Annotated in this window: 15 protein-coding genes and 1 pseudogene; 14 read left to right on the forward strand and 2 right to left on the reverse strand. The window is 26.8% G+C overall.

Features of this window, described 5'->3' with window-relative positions; all coding sequences use genetic code 11:
• Nucleotides 1–4 precede the first annotated feature (4 nt).
• Together EJJ37_RS09020 and murJ are read left to right on the forward strand one after the other, a co-directional pair.
• Nucleotides 5–1,111 carry a polysaccharide pyruvyl transferase family protein gene (locus EJJ37_RS09020; RefSeq protein WP_133015252.1) on the forward strand — a complete coding sequence of 369 codons (1,107 nt, stop codon included), beginning with the start codon at nt 5–7 and terminating at the stop codon, nt 1,109–1,111.
• Nucleotides 1,095–2,606, forward strand: coding sequence for a murein biosynthesis integral membrane protein MurJ (gene murJ / locus EJJ37_RS09025; RefSeq protein WP_133015253.1), 1,512 nt, complete (start codon nt 1,095–1,097; stop codon nt 2,604–2,606). Before EJJ37_RS09020 ends, murJ begins: the two co-directional genes overlap by 17 nt.
• 47 nt (nt 2,607–2,653) lie before the next feature.
• Here the strand turns inward: murJ and rbr are convergent, their stop codons facing one another.
• Entirely contained in the window at nt 2,654–3,247 is a 594-nt protein-coding gene (gene rbr / locus EJJ37_RS09030; protein ID WP_133015254.1) for a rubrerythrin, read from the reverse strand.
• Between the two features lie 195 nt (nt 3,248–3,442).
• Between rbr and EJJ37_RS09035 the strand changes: the two genes are divergently transcribed.
• The 9 genes and pseudogenes from EJJ37_RS09035 to wecB all read left to right on the forward strand — a co-directional run bounded on the left by EJJ37_RS09035 (nt 3,443) and on the right by wecB (nt 12,418).
• Complete coding sequence (locus EJJ37_RS09035; protein ID WP_133015255.1) at nt 3,443–3,643, forward strand: hypothetical protein; 201 nt, start codon at nt 3,443–3,445, stop codon at nt 3,641–3,643.
• Nucleotides 3,644–3,992: 349 nt separating this feature from the next.
• Complete coding sequence (locus EJJ37_RS09040; RefSeq protein ID WP_133015256.1) at nt 3,993–5,594, forward strand: efflux RND transporter periplasmic adaptor subunit; 1,602 nt, start codon at nt 3,993–3,995, stop codon at nt 5,592–5,594.
• A pseudogene (locus tag EJJ37_RS09045) lies at nt 5,581–6,297 on the forward strand (ABC transporter ATP-binding protein). The gene EJJ37_RS09040 and the pseudogene EJJ37_RS09045 overlap by 14 nt, the downstream one beginning before the upstream one ends.
• A complete protein-coding gene (locus tag EJJ37_RS09050) occupies nt 6,297–7,583 on the forward strand; it encodes an ABC transporter permease (protein ID WP_133015257.1) in 1,287 nt (428 codons plus the stop codon). The pseudogene EJJ37_RS09045 and the gene EJJ37_RS09050 overlap by 1 nt, the downstream one beginning before the upstream one ends.
• 21 nt (nt 7,584–7,604) lie before the next feature.
• Nucleotides 7,605–8,300, forward strand: a complete 696-nt coding sequence (locus EJJ37_RS09055) for a response regulator transcription factor (RefSeq protein ID WP_133015258.1) — start codon at nt 7,605–7,607, stop codon at nt 8,298–8,300.
• A 64-nt stretch (nt 8,301–8,364) separates the two neighbouring features.
• Entirely contained in the window at nt 8,365–9,897 is a 1,533-nt protein-coding gene (locus EJJ37_RS09060) for a HAMP domain-containing sensor histidine kinase (RefSeq protein ID WP_166484723.1), read from the forward strand.
• A 168-nt stretch (nt 9,898–10,065) separates the two neighbouring features.
• On the forward strand, nt 10,066–10,491 hold the full coding sequence (locus EJJ37_RS09065; protein WP_133015260.1) for a TM2 domain-containing protein: 426 nt from the start codon (nt 10,066–10,068) through the stop codon (nt 10,489–10,491).
• Between the two features lie 26 nt (nt 10,492–10,517).
• Nucleotides 10,518–11,261: a B-box zinc finger protein gene (locus EJJ37_RS09070; RefSeq protein ID WP_133015261.1), complete on the forward strand. Its 744-nt coding sequence runs from the start codon at nt 10,518–10,520 to the stop codon at nt 11,259–11,261.
• Nucleotides 11,262–11,293: 32 nt separating this feature from the next.
• A complete protein-coding gene (wecB, locus tag EJJ37_RS09075) occupies nt 11,294–12,418 on the forward strand; it encodes a non-hydrolyzing UDP-N-acetylglucosamine 2-epimerase (RefSeq protein ID WP_133015262.1) in 1,125 nt (374 codons plus the stop codon).
• Nucleotides 12,419–12,477: 59 nt separating this feature from the next.
• Here wecB and EJJ37_RS09080 read toward each other — a convergent pair whose 3' ends face one another.
• Nucleotides 12,478–13,773: a hemolysin family protein gene (locus EJJ37_RS09080; RefSeq protein ID WP_133015263.1), complete on the reverse strand. Its 1,296-nt coding sequence runs from the start codon at nt 13,771–13,773 to the stop codon at nt 12,478–12,480.
• Nucleotides 13,774–14,042: 269 nt separating this feature from the next.
• Between EJJ37_RS09080 and EJJ37_RS09085 the strand changes: the two genes are divergently transcribed.
• The 3 genes from EJJ37_RS09085 (at nt 14,043) to EJJ37_RS09095 (ending at nt 17,889) form a co-directional block, all read left to right on the forward strand.
• Nucleotides 14,043–14,819: a hypothetical protein gene (locus tag EJJ37_RS09085; RefSeq protein WP_133015264.1), complete on the forward strand. Its 777-nt coding sequence runs from the start codon at nt 14,043–14,045 to the stop codon at nt 14,817–14,819.
• Nucleotides 14,820–14,976: 157 nt separating this feature from the next.
• Nucleotides 14,977–16,929, forward strand: coding sequence for a DUF7657 domain-containing protein (locus EJJ37_RS09090; protein ID WP_133015265.1), 1,953 nt, complete (start codon nt 14,977–14,979; stop codon nt 16,927–16,929).
• Nucleotides 16,930–16,959: 30 nt separating this feature from the next.
• The gene (locus tag EJJ37_RS09095; RefSeq protein WP_133015266.1) at nt 16,960–17,889 is read left to right on the forward strand and encodes a glycosyltransferase family 2 protein; all 930 of its coding nucleotides are present in this window, start codon (nt 16,960–16,962) and stop codon (nt 17,887–17,889) included.
• Nucleotides 17,890–17,891 lie beyond the last annotated feature (2 nt).

Below are 17,891 nucleotides of genomic sequence, written 5' to 3' on the forward strand. Positions count from 1 at the left end.
GACCATGAAAAAGATTTTGGTAAATGCTTATACGAGTTTAAATTTTGGAGATGACTTATTTTTAAAAATACTCTTTGATAGATATCCTAATGTAAGGTGGATTTTACCTAGGGGAGGTAAGCGTTATAATGATTTATTTAGGGAATATGAAAATGTTGAAGTTAAATGTAGTTTATTATTTAGAGTAAAAAATAAATTAGGAATTAAAGAGAAGAATAGTATTTTTACTAAATATGATGCTGGAGTATATATTGGTGGATCTATTTTTATGGAAATTCCTAAATGGAGAAATCAGTTATTGGAAAGAAAGAGGTTAATTAAATCTTTTTATAGAAAGAATAAGCCTTATTTTATATTAGGATGTAATTTTGGGCCATATGAATCACAGGAATTTATCAATGAGTATGTTAAGTTATTTAAGCGTTGTAGAGATGTGTGTTTTAGGGATAAATATTCATATAGTTTTTTTAGTAAGTATGAAAATATTAGGATGGCTCCTGATATAGTATTTCAATTGAAATCAAGAAATATTACTAAGATTAAAAATAGTATTGGTATTTCCTTAATTAATCTTAGTAATAGAGATGAGTTAAGAAAATATGAGCAGGCATATCTTAATAAAATTATAGAAATTGTTCTTGAGGGGAAGAGGAAGGGATATAGGTTTACATTTTTTTCTTTTTGTAAACATGAAGGAGATTTAATAGCAATAGATAAAGTTGTTAAGTTACTTGAAAAAGAGTGTAGTGAGACTTTTGAAGTTGTTAATTATGAAGGAAATATTGATGAGTTTTTAGAAAAGTTTCAGAGTATGGAGAATATAATTGGTACAAGATTTCATTCTATAATATTATCTCAGGTTTTTAATCAAGGAGTATATCCTTTTATTTATAGTGATAAGACATTAAATGTTCTTAAAGATATTGGTTTAGGAAAAGAGTATTTTAATATTAAAAATTGTGAAGAGTCTGAAATAAAGAGGGATAAAAATAAGTTTGATGCAAAATATATATTAGATATTATTTTAGATAATAAGATTAATAATAAAGATATGTTTATTGAATCAGAAAAGCAATTTCAGGAGTTAGATAAGTATGTTAGAGAGAGCTGAAATAGGTAAGGTAGAAAATGGAATAAATAATGATAAAAAGTTTATAGCAGCTAAACAGTTATTATTAATGATGGCTTTAACTATAGCAACTCAAGTGGTAATGTTATTAAAGGTATCTTTAGTGGCTTCAAGTTTTGGGACAAGCATAGAAATGGATGCATTTAATTTTGCAAATAATATAGGCAATTTTATTTATAGTTTTATAGGAGCTGGAGTTACTACTGTACTTATTCCTAACTTGGTAAATAAGGGGAAAAACAATTCTATTAATATATTTATAAGTATATTGTATTCAAGTGCATTTATTGTATTAGTTGTTGTTCATATTTTTCGTAAATATATAGTATCTGGATTATCTAATGGAAGTGATGAGTTTATACTAATTACTTGTAATATAATGTTTATAACATTAATAACTCAATATATAAATTCTTTTACTGGAGCAACTAATGCAATTTTCCAATGTAGCGGAAAGTTTAACTTTCCTAAGTTTATTACATTATCTACAACAATATTTTTAGTAGTATTATTAGTATTTACACCAAACTTAACTGTATATAAATATGCATACTTTATTTTAATAACTACTGTTGTTAATGTAGCTTTTCAAATATATTTAGCAATTAAAGGTGGATATAGCTTTAAGTTTTCTATAGATTTTAAGGATATAGAATTTAGAAAAATGATGAAGGTATTTTTACCAACTGTTTTAAGTACAGGATTATACCAAGTTTCTTTACTTACAGATAGTATAATTTCAGCAAATCTGGGACAAGGTGAAATATCTAAGTTAAGTTATTCAAATACAATAATGACTTTAATAAACACTGTAATATTAAGTAATATAATGACTTATTTTTATCCTAAAATAGCTAAAGATATTAATAAGGAGGATGGACAAAAGAAGTTATTTGAGCTTGGAACTTATATTGTTGGAATAATGGTTTTAATGGTGGTAGGATTTATTACTGTTGGAAGAGATGCAATAGTTGTTTTATATGAAAGGGGAAATTTTACTTCATCAGTAACATCAACAGTATATATGTGTACTTTGATTTATGTATTTGGATTGCCTATTAATGCATTTAGAGATTTGATATATAGATATTTTTATGCAAAGGGAGATACATTAACTCCATTTAGAAATAGTTTGTTAATTAGCTTTTTGAATATAGTTATTAGTATTATTTTAGCTAAGTTTATTGGAATTTATGGTATTGTTTTAGGAACTGTAATTACTTCTTATATGTCTTTAGGAATTATATTATTTAAATTTTCAAGAAAGTTTGGATTTAATTATAATAAGAAGTTATTGATCATAAGAAATGTTATGATTTGTGGAGTGGCATTGATAACCTTAGTAGGTGTATTTGTAATTAAGAGGATTTTCTTAGATTTAGGTAGTTTTATGAATTTAATTTTATATGGAATTTTCACAATTTTAATATATATCTGTGGAGTTTTATTTTTAAGTAAATTGTCTAAGTTGAAATAAAAATACTCTCTTGCTTAAAAGTAAGAGAGTATTTTTTTAGTAAGCTTTTATTTTTCAAATGGAGATTCTGGGAATCTAATAAAGTATCCTTGCGGATGTTCACAAACTGGACATTTTAAAGGTGCTTCCTGACCTTCATAAATAAATCCACAATTAGTACACATCCATGCAGCACTAGCAGTATCTTTAAATAATGATCCCTTTTCTAGCATATCAGCATATTTTTTAAATCTATCAGAATGAATTTTTTCAACAGAAGCAATATTAGTAAATAATTTTTCTATATCTGGAAAACCTTCTTCTTTAGCAATTGTAGCAAATTCATGATAAACATGTTCAAATTCATTATTTTCATGTTTTTCAGCAAGTCTTAACAAAGTTAATGTACTAGTTTCTACAACAACTGGATATGAACCAGTTATTTCTAATTCTTCACCAGAAAACTCTTTTAACTTTGCCATAAATTGTTCAGCGTGAGCTTTTTCTTGATTTGCAGTATAGTTAAATAAGTCTTCTAAAATAGGATATCCTTCTTTTTTTGCAGCCGATGCAGAGAATGTATATCTATTTCTTGCTTGGCTTTCACCTGCAAAGGCTTTTAATAGATTTTCTTTAGTTTTACTTGTGTTAAAGTCAGTCATTGAAATTACCTACCTTTATTAAAATTAATTTAAGTTTTGATTCGTAGTTATATATACTTTATTCTTGTCATTGTAAAATTTTTTATACTTAACATATGTAAAAGTTAAAATGAAAATATGCTCCAATATATGGAATATATTAAGGTGTATATGGGAAGAATTATAATAAATTTGTTTATTATAAGAGGTGATTATTTGATTAAATATATTTTAATTATTGGATTTATGTGTTTAGTGTGTGTAGTTGTTTTTGCCTTATTAAAGGCAGCAAGTGATTTTGACGATGAAGTTGAGGAGTTTTATAATAAACTTTATGAAGGTGATGGTTTAAATGAAGAATATGATTATTATGATAATAAATATAAAGAAATAATAGATAATCATGAAGAAGTATAATCAAGAAGTTAGTTTTTTATTAAATTTAAAAGTTTTAATCTTAATTTTACAATTATTTAAATTTACTTTAACAAAGAAAACATACTATAAGTATTGAGCACTTTGATTCCTCAAGGGAAATAAAAATTTTATCTGAGCACTAGCAGATTAGGAATTTTTATTGCCCCTGAGGTAGGATAAAGAAGAAAGTAAATAGTTAACAATAGGAACCCCAGGAATGAGGAGATTAAATCCTTTGTCCTGGGGATATTTATTATTAAGATTATATTAAGGTTTCACAAATAAAACCTTTATTTTTATACTCTATAATTACCTTATAAAAGATAGAGTTATAAGGAGTATAAGGTATATGAAAAGAAGTGATATAAAAAAGTTAATAATAAAAAATAAAAAAGCCATAATTATAGCTAGTGCAGTACTTATATTAAGTGGTGGATTAGTGTTAGTAAAAGCTAGGCAAAAAACTGAATTACAAATATCAAATTTAGAAAGCATAGAAGGAACTGTTAAGCTTGAAAAAGGAGAAATAAATCAATCTATAATAGTTAATGGAAATGTAAAAAGTGGAGAAGTTTCTAATGTATCATCATCTATAGCTGCAAAAGTTAAATCTGTTAATGTAAAAGTTGGAGACATAGTTAATGCTGGAGATGTTATTTGTGTTTTAGATGATAGTGATATTGTTAAAGAAATTGAAAGTAAAACTAAAGAATTAGAAGAGCAAAGAAAAACCTTACAAGATAATTATAATAAGCTTATAAGTCAATTAAATTCATTAAAAAACACACAATCACAAAGTTTAAGTATTCAAAATAAAGCAGTTGAAGCAGCTGCTAATAGTTTAAATAAAGCTAGTGCAGAATTAAGTAATTATGAAGGAATTTTTAATAGTATAAAAAATACATATAATATTATGCTTGGTGGCATAAAAGATAAACAAGCTAATTATGATAATGCAGAAAATTATAAGAAACAAGCCTATGAAACTTGGGTAAAATCAGGTGGAAGTGTTGATTCACAAGAGTATAAAAAGTATATAGAGGCTAGTGAAAATTTAAACAGAAAACAAGAGGAACTAAATCAAGCTAAGGAGCTTTATGATTATGATAATATAAGCAATAAGTATAATGAAGCATTAAATACATATAATGAAAAAGTTGCTTCAAGAGATTCTGCAAAAGCACAATATGATGAAGCAGTAGCTAATAAGACAAGCATAGTAAATAGTAATAAATCAGAAGTAGATACATTAGAAGCTAGTATAACTGAAGCTAGTATTCAAATAGAAAAGCTTAATGATAATGAGGAACTAAAAGAACTTAAAGAAAAGCTTAATAGCACAGTTTTAAAAGCTGAAACTAGTGGAAAAATAACAGAACTTAAAGTTAATGTTGGAAGTATGACAGATGGTACAATTGCAACAATTCAATCTACAGATAATCTTATTCTTGAAGTTAATATAGCAGAATATGATATTCAAAAAGTTAGCACTGGAATGAAAGCTAAAATAAGTAGTGATACATTAACTGATAAAGTTGATGGGGAGCTTGTAGGAATATCTCCAGTAGCTAGTGAAGGTGATAAAAAAGGGTTTGTTGCTGAGATAGCTATAACAAATGCTTCAGGATTATTTATTGGAACTAATGCAAAGGCTGAAATAATTATTTCAGGTAAAAGTAATGTTATATTAGCACCTATTGATGCTATAAAAAATATAGATAATAATCCTTCAATACTTGTAAAAGAATCAGATGGAAATTTTAAAGAAGTTCCAGTTACTGTTGGTGAAAGAGATGATTACTATGTAGAGATTAATGGAAGTAATATAAAAGAAGGCATGGAGATTAATGCTTATGCTGCTTATGATTCAGACGATAATTCAGAGTATAATAGTGAAAGTAATGAAGGGTCTGATATTAATGAGGGGGAATTCTTTAATGGAGAATCTTAAAGATAAAAAACTTCTTATTGATATGAAGAATATAATAAAGAGATATTATATTGGAGAACCTAATGAACTTGAGATTCTTCATGGAATTGATGTAAAGATATATGAAGGTGAATTTGTTGCTATTGTAGGAGAGTCAGGATAAGGAAAATCTACATTAATGAATATTATTGGAGTTTTGGACAAGCCAACAGAAGGAGAATATTATTTAGATGGAATTAATGTTAAAAATGCATCAGAAAAAGATATGAATAATATAAGAAATCAAAAGATAGGTTTTGTTTTTCAAAATTTTAATCTTATAGGAAGAACTTCAGCTCTCAAAAACGTAGAGTTACCAATGCTTTATGCAGGTATAAATAGTAAAAAGCGTACAGAAAGAGCCATGGAACTTCTTAAAAAGGTAGGCATGGAAGAAAGATGTAATCATCAGCCCAATGAGCTTTCAGGAGGACAAAAGCAAAGAGTTGCAATTGCTAGAAGTTTAGCAAATGATCCGTCTATAATACTGGCAGATGAGCCTACTGGAGCTTTAGATAGCGAAACAAGTCGTATTGTTATGGATATTTTTCATGAATTAAATATAAAGCAAAAAAAGACAATAATTCTTATAACTCATAGTAAAGAGTTAGCAGAAGAATGTCCGCGTGTAATAACTATAAAAGATGGACGAATTATAGATGATAGAAAGGGAGGGAGTCTTTAGTGGGGTTACTTGAAAATATTAAGTTATCTATAAGTAGTTTATTAGCAAATAAGTTACGTTCAATTTTAACTATGCTAGGAATAATAATTGGGATAGCTTCAGTAATAACAATTGTAACAATTGGTGATTCCCTAGCCAGTTCTATAACTGATGAAATGTCTGGATTTGGAGCTAGAAATATAAATGTATATTTAGATCAAAAAAATACATATGATGAGTCAGAAGATTTTGATATGGAGAGTTTTAACTATGTAGAACCAACAGAGCAGGATAATATTACAGATGAAATGTTAGATAAATATAAAAATACACTGGGAGATAAAATAGAGGGCATATCTATTTCTGAAAATGTGGGAACTAATAATATTAGTAATGGAAAGAATAATGCTAATATTGATATATATGGCGTCAATGATGGTTATTTTAAAGTTGAAAATATTAAGCTTTTATCTGGAAGAGTTCTTTCAACTAATGATATAAAGGGATTTAGAAAAATTGCTGTAGTTAGTGATGTTTTTGTAGATGATTATTTTGGAAATCAATATACATATGAAGAGGCATTAGGAAAGAGTTTTGAAATAACAGTAGGAGATAATATGGTTAGAGTATATATTTCTGGGGTTTATGAATTCGATAGAAGTAGCAATATGGGAGTAAACTCTGGAAATGAAAAAACAACTACAGGTTTATATATTCCAATTTCAGTTGTTAAAAATATTACTGGTGGAAGCAAAGGATATGATTCCTTAACAATACTTCCTAGCACTAATGCAAATGTAGAAGATGTTTTAAATATAACTAATGAGTTCTTTGCTAATGAATATAAAAGAAATGAGAATATAGTTCCAGTTGGATATAGTATGGAGTCTATGATGGAATCAGCAAATAAGATGATTAATAGTGTTAAATTAGCTATTAGTGCTGTTGCGGCAATTTCATTATTAGTAGGTGGAATTGGAGTTATGAATATAATGATGGTTTCAATAACTGAAAGAACTAAGGAAATTGGTATACGTAAAGCATTAGGGGCTGGTAGAGGGGTTATATTAATTCAATTTATTGTTGAAGCTATAATTATATGTATAATTGGAGGTATAATAGGAATTATATTAGGATTTATGTTGGGGTCTATAGGTGCAAGTATAATGGGATATGCAGCCAAACCTAATGTAAGTGCAATTTTAGGTGCAGTTGGATTCTGTATGGGAATTGGTGTATTCTTTGGGTATTATCCAGCAAGTAAGGCAGCTAAATTGAATCCTATTGATGCATTAAGATATGAGTAATGTATAAGGAGAAAATGTAATATGTCAAATAAAATTTTAATTGCAGAAGATGATGAAGATATTATTGAATTATTAAGATTATATCTAGAAAAGGAGGGTTATGAAATAATTTTAGCAACAGATGTAGAAGAGGCTTTTCAAAAGCTTATACAAAATAAAATCTCATTAGCTATTTTAGATATAATGATGCCTAAGATGAATGGATATGAGCTTACTAAAAAGATAAGAGAAATAAGTAGAATACCAATTTTAATTCTTTCAGCTAGAAATCAAGATAGTGAAAAGATTCTAGGCCTTGATTTAGGAGCAGATGACTATCTAACTAAACCTTTTAATCCCTTAGAAGTAGTTGCAAGGGTAAGGTCTCTTTTAAGAAGGAGCTATGAATTTAAGGATACAGGTCTAGAAGAGGATAGTATTATAACTGTTGGCGAAATTACTTTAGATGATGGAGCTAGAATTGTAAGTAAAAATGGAGTAGAAGTTCAGCTTACACCAACTGAGTATAAAATATTAGCGTTATTAATGCAAAAGCCAGGAAGAGTTTTTACTAAGGCACAAATATATAAATGTATAAATGGTGAATATTATGAAAGTGATGATAATTCTCTTATGGTTCATATTTATAGAATAAGAGAAAAAATAGAGTCAGATCCTAAAAATCCTATATACGTAAAAACAATTAGGGGGTTAGGTTATAAATTTGGAAAGTTCTAGGAAAAAGCGCGGGAGTATATTTTTATTATTAATAAGAAACTATATATTTTTCAGTATAATAATTATGATAATTTGGGTAATAATAAATTGTCTATTGTTAATATTTTTTGAGAAAAATTCTGAACTTGGATTAGGATTAAGCGAGAATGATAAAAAGTTACTTTTAGAAGAAAAGTTTGATAAGTTAAATGTAAAATCTATAGCTGGTCTTAATGGAGAAATAGAAATACTAGATGAAAACAATAATATTATTTATAGTTCATCTAATAATAATCATAAATACACAGAGAGAGAATTAAATCTTATTCATGATTATGAAGAGGATTGTATTTACACAACCATATATGATTTTAAAGATGAAGATAATAATGTTTATAAAATGATAATATCAACTCCTTATGATTTTGATGAAAGGGGAGAAGCTTATTATGAGCCTGATAAAAGTTGGTTTAAAGTATTAGATAATAATCTAAATGTTGTATATCAGGTAGGTAATAATTCTGATAATAGTACTTCATATACAGAGGAAGAATTAGGATATATAACTGGTGATTATCCAAAGGAGTATTATCCGATGAAGTACACTTATATTAATGGGAATGGGGAAAGTAGAACGGTAATTATAAAGGAAAAAAGAATTAATGAAGAAGCTTTATATAAAAGCTTTGGACAATTAAATAATATTTCCTTCGGATTATTTTTTGTAGCTTGTATAATATGTATTATTATTTTTGGATTATTTTTAAAAAAGAAAGTTCAAAAACCTTTAAACAAGTTAAATAGAGCAATGCAACTTTTATCAGAAGGAAAAAATAATGAGCCAATAGTTTATTCAGGGCCTAAGGAGTTTGTTGAAATTTGTGAAAGTTTTAATGTTATGGTGAATAAGTTAGAAAGCAGTGAAGTAGAAAGAAATAAATTAATTAAAGACAAGCAGAGTATGCTAGCTGATATTTCCCATGATTTAAAAACTCCAATAACTACAATTCAAGGTTATTCTAAGGCATTAGCTGATGGAATTATTTCACCTGAGGAATATGAAAAATACTTTAATATAATTTATTCTAAGGCAAACCGTCTAACAGAGCTTATTAATATTTTCTATGAATATAGCAAATTAGAGCATCCAAACTTTAAGTTAGTTCTTGAAGATGTAGATTTAGCTGAATATCTAAGAGAATATATAGCAATTAAATATGAAGATATTTTAGAAAATGGATTTAATATTGAAGTAGATATTCCTGAAAAAGTAATGAAATGTAAAATTGACAAAATACAATTTCAAAGGGTTTTAGATAATATTTTAGGAAATGCTATGAAGCATAATCCTGTAGGAACAAAAATTTATGTTGCATTAAGTAATAAGGAAGAGGGCTATAAAATTATTATTGCAGATAATGGGGTTGGTATTCCGCAGGAGATAATTAATGATATATTTTCACCATTTATTGTTGGAGATGAATCAAGAAATACCAAGCAAGGTTCTGGACTAGGTCTTGCAATAACTAAAACTATAGTAGAAATGCATAATGGAACTATTAAGTTAAATAGATCTCTTAAAAGAAAATATCAAACTGTTTTTGAAATAGAAATATAAAGTGGTTGCCCCCTATGGATCTTAGATTTAGATTCATGGGGGTAGATTATTTTAGTCTTGCAATTATCTTTTCCTAGTGCTTAAATTGTATGATATAATTATAAATATGAATAATATAAAGTAAAAAAAGTAGGGTTTATCACTTTGATTTAAGGAGAGAGCAATAGTATGAATTGTTATTATCATAATGATAAAGAGGTAGTAGCTGCATGCACAGAATGTGGAAGATTTATTTGTGATGCATGTAAGGTTAATATAAATGGAAAAGCAGTATGTAAAACATGTATAGAAAGTGGAGTATTTGATCTAAATGGTGGATATAAATATAACAAGTATAATTATAATAGAATAAATAAACAAGGTTATAACAACTATTATGCAGGTAAGCCAACACAAAAGAGTTGGTTAGTAACATTATTATTATGTCTTTTTGTTGGAACTATAGGAGTTCATAGATTTTATGTAGGAAAAATAGGGACAGGAATATTGCAATTATTTACTTTTGGTGGATTTGGAATATGGACTTTAATAGATTTTATATTAATTGCTTGTAAAAAATTCACTGACTCAAAGGGTAATTTAATATTAGATTAATAATAAAAAGGGGGAGTTAAAAAGGTATGAATTGTTCAAATCATGGAGAAAGAGAAGCAGTGGGAATGTGTGTGAGATGCCACAAGCTTATATGCGAAGAGTGTAAAGTAAAAATAAATAATAAGTATTACTGTAAGGATTGTGTTTCTGAAATGTATTCAGATAATAATGGTGGCAATATTTATAATAATAGAAATAACAATTATAATAATGGAAGCACTATAAATTCAGATAAAGTTAAGGAATATGCTGATAAAGCAGTAGATGCAACAATTGAAGCTACAAATAATACATTAAACTTAGTAAAGGATTTTTCCAAGTCTGAAGATTTTAAAGAAGCTACAAATAAGATTACTCAGAGTCCCAAAATAGTTAATTATGTTCTTGGAATAATTGCTATTGTATTATTGATACCTAAAGTAGCAGACAGTATTAGTATAATACCATATTTCTTTGAAGAGCTTATATTTTCAGCTAGATATTATGGAGCTTTTAGAACGCTATTTTACATTATAGAATTTATTTTAGGTTTTATTGAACCAATAATAATTATTGCATTAGCAGCATTGTTATTTAATAATTTTATGAAATTAAAAAGAGAGATTAGAATAATAGCACCGATAGTTGTTGTTGTAGCATTTACATTAATTAGATTTGTTAGTGTAAATATATCATCTAGTTACTTTGGATTTCATATAATAACAAATATGTTTTCATATTTTATTCCTGTAATATTAATAGTAGTAGGAAGTTATTTAGATAGGGAATAATAATATTAGAGTTTACTTAGGAGGTAAGGATATTGAGTAAGATAAAAGTCTTGAGCGTATTTGGAACAAGACCAGAAGCAATAAAGATGTGTCCTTTAGTTAAAGTTTTAGAGAAGGATGATAGAATAGAATCGATTGTATGTGCTACAGCTCAACATAGAGAAATGCTTGATACAGTACTTGAGATCTTTGATGTTAAGCCACAGTATGATTTAAATGTAATGTCACATGGACAAACAATAGTTGATGTATCTAACAAGGTTTTAACAGGTGTAGATAAAGTAATAAAAGAATGTAATCCTGATATAGTTTTAGTACATGGAGATACTTCAACAACATTAAATGGAGCATTAGCGGCTTTCTATAATCAAAAACCAATAGGACATGTTGAAGCAGGACTTAGAACTGGAGATATTTATTCTCCATTTCCTGAAGAAGCTAATAGAAAATTAACAGGAGCAATTGCTACTTTACATTTTTCAGCAACAGAAAGTAATAAAGCCAATTTAGAAAGAGAAAATATATATAAAAATATATACATAACTGGTAATACTGTAATTGATGCTTTGCTTAGTGTTGTAGATAAAAATCATAAATTTGATGATAAAAATTTAAATAATATAGATTTTGAAAATAACAAAATAGTTTTATTAACTGCTCACAGAAGAGAAAATTGGGGAGAACCAATGAAAGATATATTTGCAGCAGTTAGAGAGCTTGTTACTAAAAATCAGGATGTAAATGTAATATTCCCAATGCATAAAAATCCTTTAATAAGAGAACTTGCAAATGAAAGTTTTAAAGGTGTAGAGGATAAAATACATTTAATTGAACCTCTTGAATATGTTGATTTTGCAAACCTTATGGCTAAGTGTTATCTTATAATGACAGATTCAGGTGGAATACAAGAAGAAGCACCAGCCCTTGGTAAGCCAGTTATTGTTTTAAGAACAGAAACTGAAAGACCAGAAGCTGTTGAAGCTGGTACTGTGAAATTAGCAGGAATTAAGAAAAAAGATATATTTAATATTGCTGATGAACTTATAAATGATGAAGAAGCTTATAATAAAATGGCTCATGCAGTAAATCCTTATGGAGATGGAAAAGCTTGTCCAAGAATTGTTGAACATATAGTAGAATATTTTAAAAATAAATAGATATAAATAAAAAATACCGTATAACCAATTTAGGATATACGGTATTGTAATTTTTAATATTATAATATTGATATTTGTACTTTATTTATTCTTTTGCCTGTTACGGACAAAATCTTAAATTTTACGGAATCAATAGTAATTTCTTTATTAATATACTTATTAGGTACAGTATTTATATTTTCAATTATTAACCCACCTAAAGTATCTATAGAATCTGATTTAAAATCTAAATTTAAATGCTTATTTAAATTTAAAATGCTAACTAATCCAGTAGCTATATAAGTGTTAGCATCAATTTTTTCGATATAATCAATTTTTTCATCATATTCGTCTTGAATATCGCCAACTACTTCTTCAAGTAAGTCTTCTAAGGTAACTATTCCTGAAAATCCACCATACTCGTCTATAAGTATTGCTATATGGTTTTTAGAATCCTGTAATTCTTTAAGAAGTATGTCTATAGACTTAGTTTCTGGAACTACATATGGTTTTCTAATAATACTTTTAATATTAACATTTTCGATTCCTTTTTTTATTATCTCTGAAAATATATCTTTCATATAAATGACACCAATAATATTATCAATATCATTTTCATAAACAGGAATTCTTGAATAGTTTTCTTGCAATATTAAATTTATATTTTCTTTAACATTAGAATTAGCTTCAATACAAAATGTTTCAGTTCTTGGAGTCATTATTTCACGAGCTAAGATGTCATCAAACTTAATTATACCATCTATCATGGTTCTTTCAGTTTGGTTGATTGCACCTTGTTCTTCACCAAGTTCAACTAAACTTCTGATTTCCTCTCTTGATATTTTTTCCTCACCAGATTTATCCTTTATTCCAAATAATCTTAAAATAGAGTTAGTTGAAATAGAGAGAAACCATACGAATGGTTTTGTAAATTTGGAAATAAATATTATAGGTTTTACACTAAACATAGCAACCTTTTCTGCATTTTGTAATGCTATTCTTTTAGGTACCAATTCACCAAGTACTAAAGTTATATAGGATATTATTAAGGTAGTTAATATTAAAGCTATATCATTACCATAAGGAACTCCTAAATTATTTAAATAGGTTCCAAATCCTTTAGAAATTGATGTTGCAGCTGAAGCAGATGCAAAAAATCCAGCAAATGTAATACCAACTTGTATTGTAGCTAAGAATCCACTAGCATCTTTAAGTAAGTTTAATAATAATTTTGCCTTCTTATTATTGTCCTCAGCTAATAAATTTAATTTTGTCTTGTTGATTGATACTATAGCCATTTCAGCAGATGCAAAAAATGCGTTTACTATTACTAGTATAAGAATAAGAATAATACTACTCCCCGAGCTATCGTCCATTAAAAAAATCCCTCCTAAAAATATGATGAGAATATTATAGCATGTACAAATTTTAATAACAAATTAAGTAAATATATTTAAATTAATATAAATAAATGATATATCAACTACAAAGTAATTAAATCATAAAAATAGATATATTTAGTAAAAAACAAGGTAAAATAAAGAAATTTAGGACATAAATATTTTTATTACAATGTAATAATTAGTATGTCTGTGGCAATAATTAAGATAGATTAATTTATCTATAAAGGAGTTAGCAAATTAATATGAAGAAGATTTTTAGAATACTTATAATTGCTTTTTTAGTCTTAAATATATCAATTATATATGTACATAGCGAGACATTGAATTTAATAGAAGAAAAATTAGATAGTGTAGGGGTTCCAGAGGAGTATAGTGATAATATTATTAATTATATTACTAATTTAAAACTTAGTGATGAAGAAAGCAAAAACTTATTAGAGGAAGCAAATAATATTATTTCAAGAATAAAGGAAAAAGAAGATTATAGTGATTTTACACTTACAGAATTACTTAATGTTTATGGGGAAGCTTTAAATATAGCAGATGAGTTAAATATTAACTTAGATTTGGATTTGTCAAGTAAGGAAGTTGTATTAAAAGATAAGAATAGTAAGTTAACATTAATTAAATGCGATATAGATGATGTAAAAAGATATTATGAAAATTATAAGGAATCTCCCCTTACATCTGAAGATTATGAGGAGTTGAAAAGTTATATAATTGAAAATACTATTATCAATGATGAAAACACAAATAGTAGTGATAGTAATAACTCTAGTAGGGTAACTGAAAGTGATGATTATAATAAAAGTGATTTAAATGATGAAGAAGTAGCTAAAAATAGCAACTCAAGTGATAATAGTAATTCTACTGTGAATAATAATGAGAATTTAAATACTGTTAGTGCAATAAAAAGTAAAAATATGAATAGGGTGTTGAGTATAATATTCTTAGTTTTATTTTCTTGTGTAGTAGTTTCATTATTAATAGACTCAATATTTTTTAATAAGGAAAAGTAAAAATAGAATATTGAATATTACTAAATTTAAATATAATACAAAATTTCAATAAAAAGGTTAAATAGAAAATCTATTATTTAATTATAAATGAAAGTAGTGTATAATTGTCTATGAAAAATTTGTTCAGATGACTAAATAAAGGAGATTATATATTTATATGTTGGACTTAGGGGAAAAAAAGCATAAAATAAATATAATAGATACTATAATAAAATTTAGATTTTTAATAGCAATCCTTATATTTATATTATTGGTAACGTTTAAAATAAATGGGAGCTCTATTGGTGCTTGGGACATGTATGCATCAGAACTGATAGACCCAACAGAAAGTAGTGTTCTAATAGGTGTTAACAGACCCATTAGAAGTGACGAATGGATGGTGCAAACAACATATTATATGGCTCAGGCTATGTCCGATGAGTTTTATCCATTATATAATACTAATATAACGGATGATGGTTTAAATATGATTTTAGCATATAATTCACCGGTAGCTAACCTGTCAATACTAGGGAAGCCTTTTAACTGGGGATTTTTATTATTAGGTAAAGAATATGGTTTATCATGGTATTGGGCATTTAAAACAATTGCATTATTGTTATTAGCTTTTGAGTTGTCTATGATATTAACAAAAAAGATGAAAGTGTTATCAATACTATCTTCCTTTTGGATAACATTTTCACCAGCTATACAATGGTGGTTTATGCAACATGTGGGAGATACAATATTTTTTACATTAGCAATGATAGTTGCTTTTTATAAATATGTAGAAAATATAGATAAGAATAAGTGGAAGAAGCTAGCCTTTTCACTTATGTTTGCATTTAGTTCTATTGGATTTGCATTAGTAATTTATCCAGCATTTCAGGTACCTTTAGCATATCTTATATTAGTATTCATGGCTGTAATATACTTTGGAACATTTAAAAGACCTAAATTAAAAAAGAATGATTATATTTTTATTTCAATGATAATTTTAATAATTGGAATTGTATTAGGACAATTCTTATTAACATCTATGGAGGCAATAAAAGCTACATTAGAAACAGTATATCCAGGAAAAAGAGTATCTATTGGTGGGGGAGTAGAATTATTTAGATATTCAGAATTTATGATTAATGCATATACACCATTTAAAGATATAAATTATTTAAATAATTGTGAGGTAAGTTCATTTATTAACTTCTTTATAGGTTCAGCAATAGTATTATTTATTGCTATAAGAAAAAAAGTTAAAAATATAGGACTTGGTATTTCCTTATTTGTAGTAGCATTATTAGAATTCATTTGGACTATAGTATCATTTAACGAAACTATAGCAAAGATAACATTCTTAAGTTATGTTCCAACAGATAGAATGATGTTAATGTTTAGTTTTACTGCAATGTTATTATCAGTATGGGCTATAGGAGTTATATTTAGAGAAAAAATAGTATCACCATTAGTAGGAGCTATAATAGCATTAGTTAATTTCTCTGTATATGGAGTATTAATATTAAAGTCTCCATATAGAGAATATATGAATTTAAAATATTTAATTATATTATTTGCTATTTATTTAATAATTAATATTTCTATTTTTGTAAGATGGAAAAAAATATTTTTTGTAATGATGGCAGCACTTATATTTATGTCAGGAATGACAGTTAATCCGATAGTAAAGGGTGTTGGAGCAATATATAATAAAACATTATCAAAGGCTATTATTGAAATAGAGGAAAGTGATCCTGATTCACTTTGGCTTGCAGAGGGTGAGGAAGCAAAGGGTGAGTTTATATATGCAAATGGAGCTAAAGCAATAAATGGAACTCATTTTTATCCAGCATTATCAACATGGGAAAAAATTAGTGAAAATTATGATGATGAAGAAATTTATAATAGATATGCTCATATAAAGATTACTTTAACAACAAAGGAGACTAAGTTTGTTTTAGAGCATTTAGATGCATTTGAAATAGAATTAAACGTTAATGAATTAGAAGATTTAAATATTAAATATATTGTTACTAAAAATGATTTAAGTAATATTTTAAATGATGGTAATATACAGTTTGAAGAAATATACCATAGTGAAGTCGATGGTAATAGAATTTATAAGTTAGTATATTAAAGTATAGAATTAAATTTTGGAGGAATAAATATGAAAATAGCGGTAATAATACCTTGTTATAATGAGGAATTAACCATTGCAAAAGTTATAAATGATTTCAAGGGAGAGTTACCAGAAGCAGATATTTATGTATATGATAACAATTCTAAAGACAATACTGGAAAAATAGCAAGAGATCATGGAGCAATTGTAGTTAAAGAGAGTAGACAAGGAAAAGGTAATGTAGTAAGGGCAATGTTTAGAGATATAGATGCTGATATTTATATTATGGTGGATGGTGATGATACTTATCCTGCAGAAGCTGCAAGGGAGCTTATACAACCTATTATTAATAATGAAGCGGATATGGTAATTGGAGATAGATTATCTAATGGAACATATGAAAAAGAAAATAAGAGAGCATTTCATAATTTAGGAAATAATTTAGTACAAGGACTTATTGGATTATTATTTAAAAATGAAATAAAAGATATAATGACAGGTTATAGAGCTTTTAATAGATTTTTTGTTAAAACAATGCCTGTTATGAGTGAAGGGTTTCAAATAGAAACTGAAATGAGTATTCACGCATTAGATAAAAAGTTTAGATTAAAAGAAATACCAATAGAATATAGAGATAGACCTGATGGAAGTGAATCAAAATTAAATACCTTTAGAGATGGATATAGAGTAATAAAGACATTATTAGAACTATTTAAAGATTACAAACCATTACTTTTCTTTGGATCAATAAGCATTTTTTCATTAGTTTTAGGATTATTAGTTGGAATACCAGTAATTGCAGAATTTGTTTTAACTAGATTTATTACTAAAGTGCCTTCAGCAATATTAGCAGTAGGATTTATAGTAGTATCAGTAACATCATTATCTTGTGGATTGATTTTAGATACAATTTCTGCAACAACTAAAAGAAATTATGAATTGTATTTAAATAACTATAAAGAAATGCAAAGGAAATAAAT

The organism is Clostridium cuniculi, assembly GCF_004353185.1.
Lineage (GTDB): Bacteria > Bacillota > Clostridia > Clostridiales > Clostridiaceae > Clostridium > Clostridium cuniculi.

What these genes read in the sequence shown, in the direction of transcription:
- EJJ37_RS09020 (WP_133015252.1), top strand. Translation starts at nt 5, where the DNA reads ATGAAAAAGATTTTGGTAAATGCTTATACGAGTTTAAATTTTGGAGAT.
- murJ (WP_133015253.1), top strand. Translation starts at nt 1,095, where the DNA reads ATGTTAGAGAGAGCTGAAATAGGTAAGGTAGAAAATGGAATAAATAAT.
- rbr (WP_133015254.1), bottom strand. Translation starts at nt 3,247, where the DNA reads ATGACTGACTTTAACACAAGTAAAACTAAAGAAAATCTATTAAAAGCC.
- EJJ37_RS09040 (WP_133015256.1), top strand. Translation starts at nt 3,993, where the DNA reads ATGAAAAGAAGTGATATAAAAAAGTTAATAATAAAAAATAAAAAAGCC.
- EJJ37_RS09055 (WP_133015258.1), top strand. Translation starts at nt 7,605, where the DNA reads ATGTCAAATAAAATTTTAATTGCAGAAGATGATGAAGATATTATTGAA.
- EJJ37_RS09060 (WP_166484723.1), top strand. Translation starts at nt 8,365, where the DNA reads ATGATAATTTGGGTAATAATAAATTGTCTATTGTTAATATTTTTTGAG.
- EJJ37_RS09065 (WP_133015260.1), top strand. Translation starts at nt 10,066, where the DNA reads ATGAATTGTTATTATCATAATGATAAAGAGGTAGTAGCTGCATGCACA.
- EJJ37_RS09070 (WP_133015261.1), top strand. Translation starts at nt 10,518, where the DNA reads ATGAATTGTTCAAATCATGGAGAAAGAGAAGCAGTGGGAATGTGTGTG.
- EJJ37_RS09080 (WP_133015263.1), bottom strand. Translation starts at nt 13,773, where the DNA reads ATGGACGATAGCTCGGGGAGTAGTATTATTCTTATTCTTATACTAGTA.
- EJJ37_RS09085 (WP_133015264.1), top strand. Translation starts at nt 14,043, where the DNA reads ATGAAGAAGATTTTTAGAATACTTATAATTGCTTTTTTAGTCTTAAAT.
- EJJ37_RS09090 (WP_133015265.1), top strand. Translation starts at nt 14,977, where the DNA reads ATGTTGGACTTAGGGGAAAAAAAGCATAAAATAAATATAATAGATACT.
- EJJ37_RS09095 (WP_133015266.1), top strand. Translation starts at nt 16,960, where the DNA reads ATGAAAATAGCGGTAATAATACCTTGTTATAATGAGGAATTAACCATT.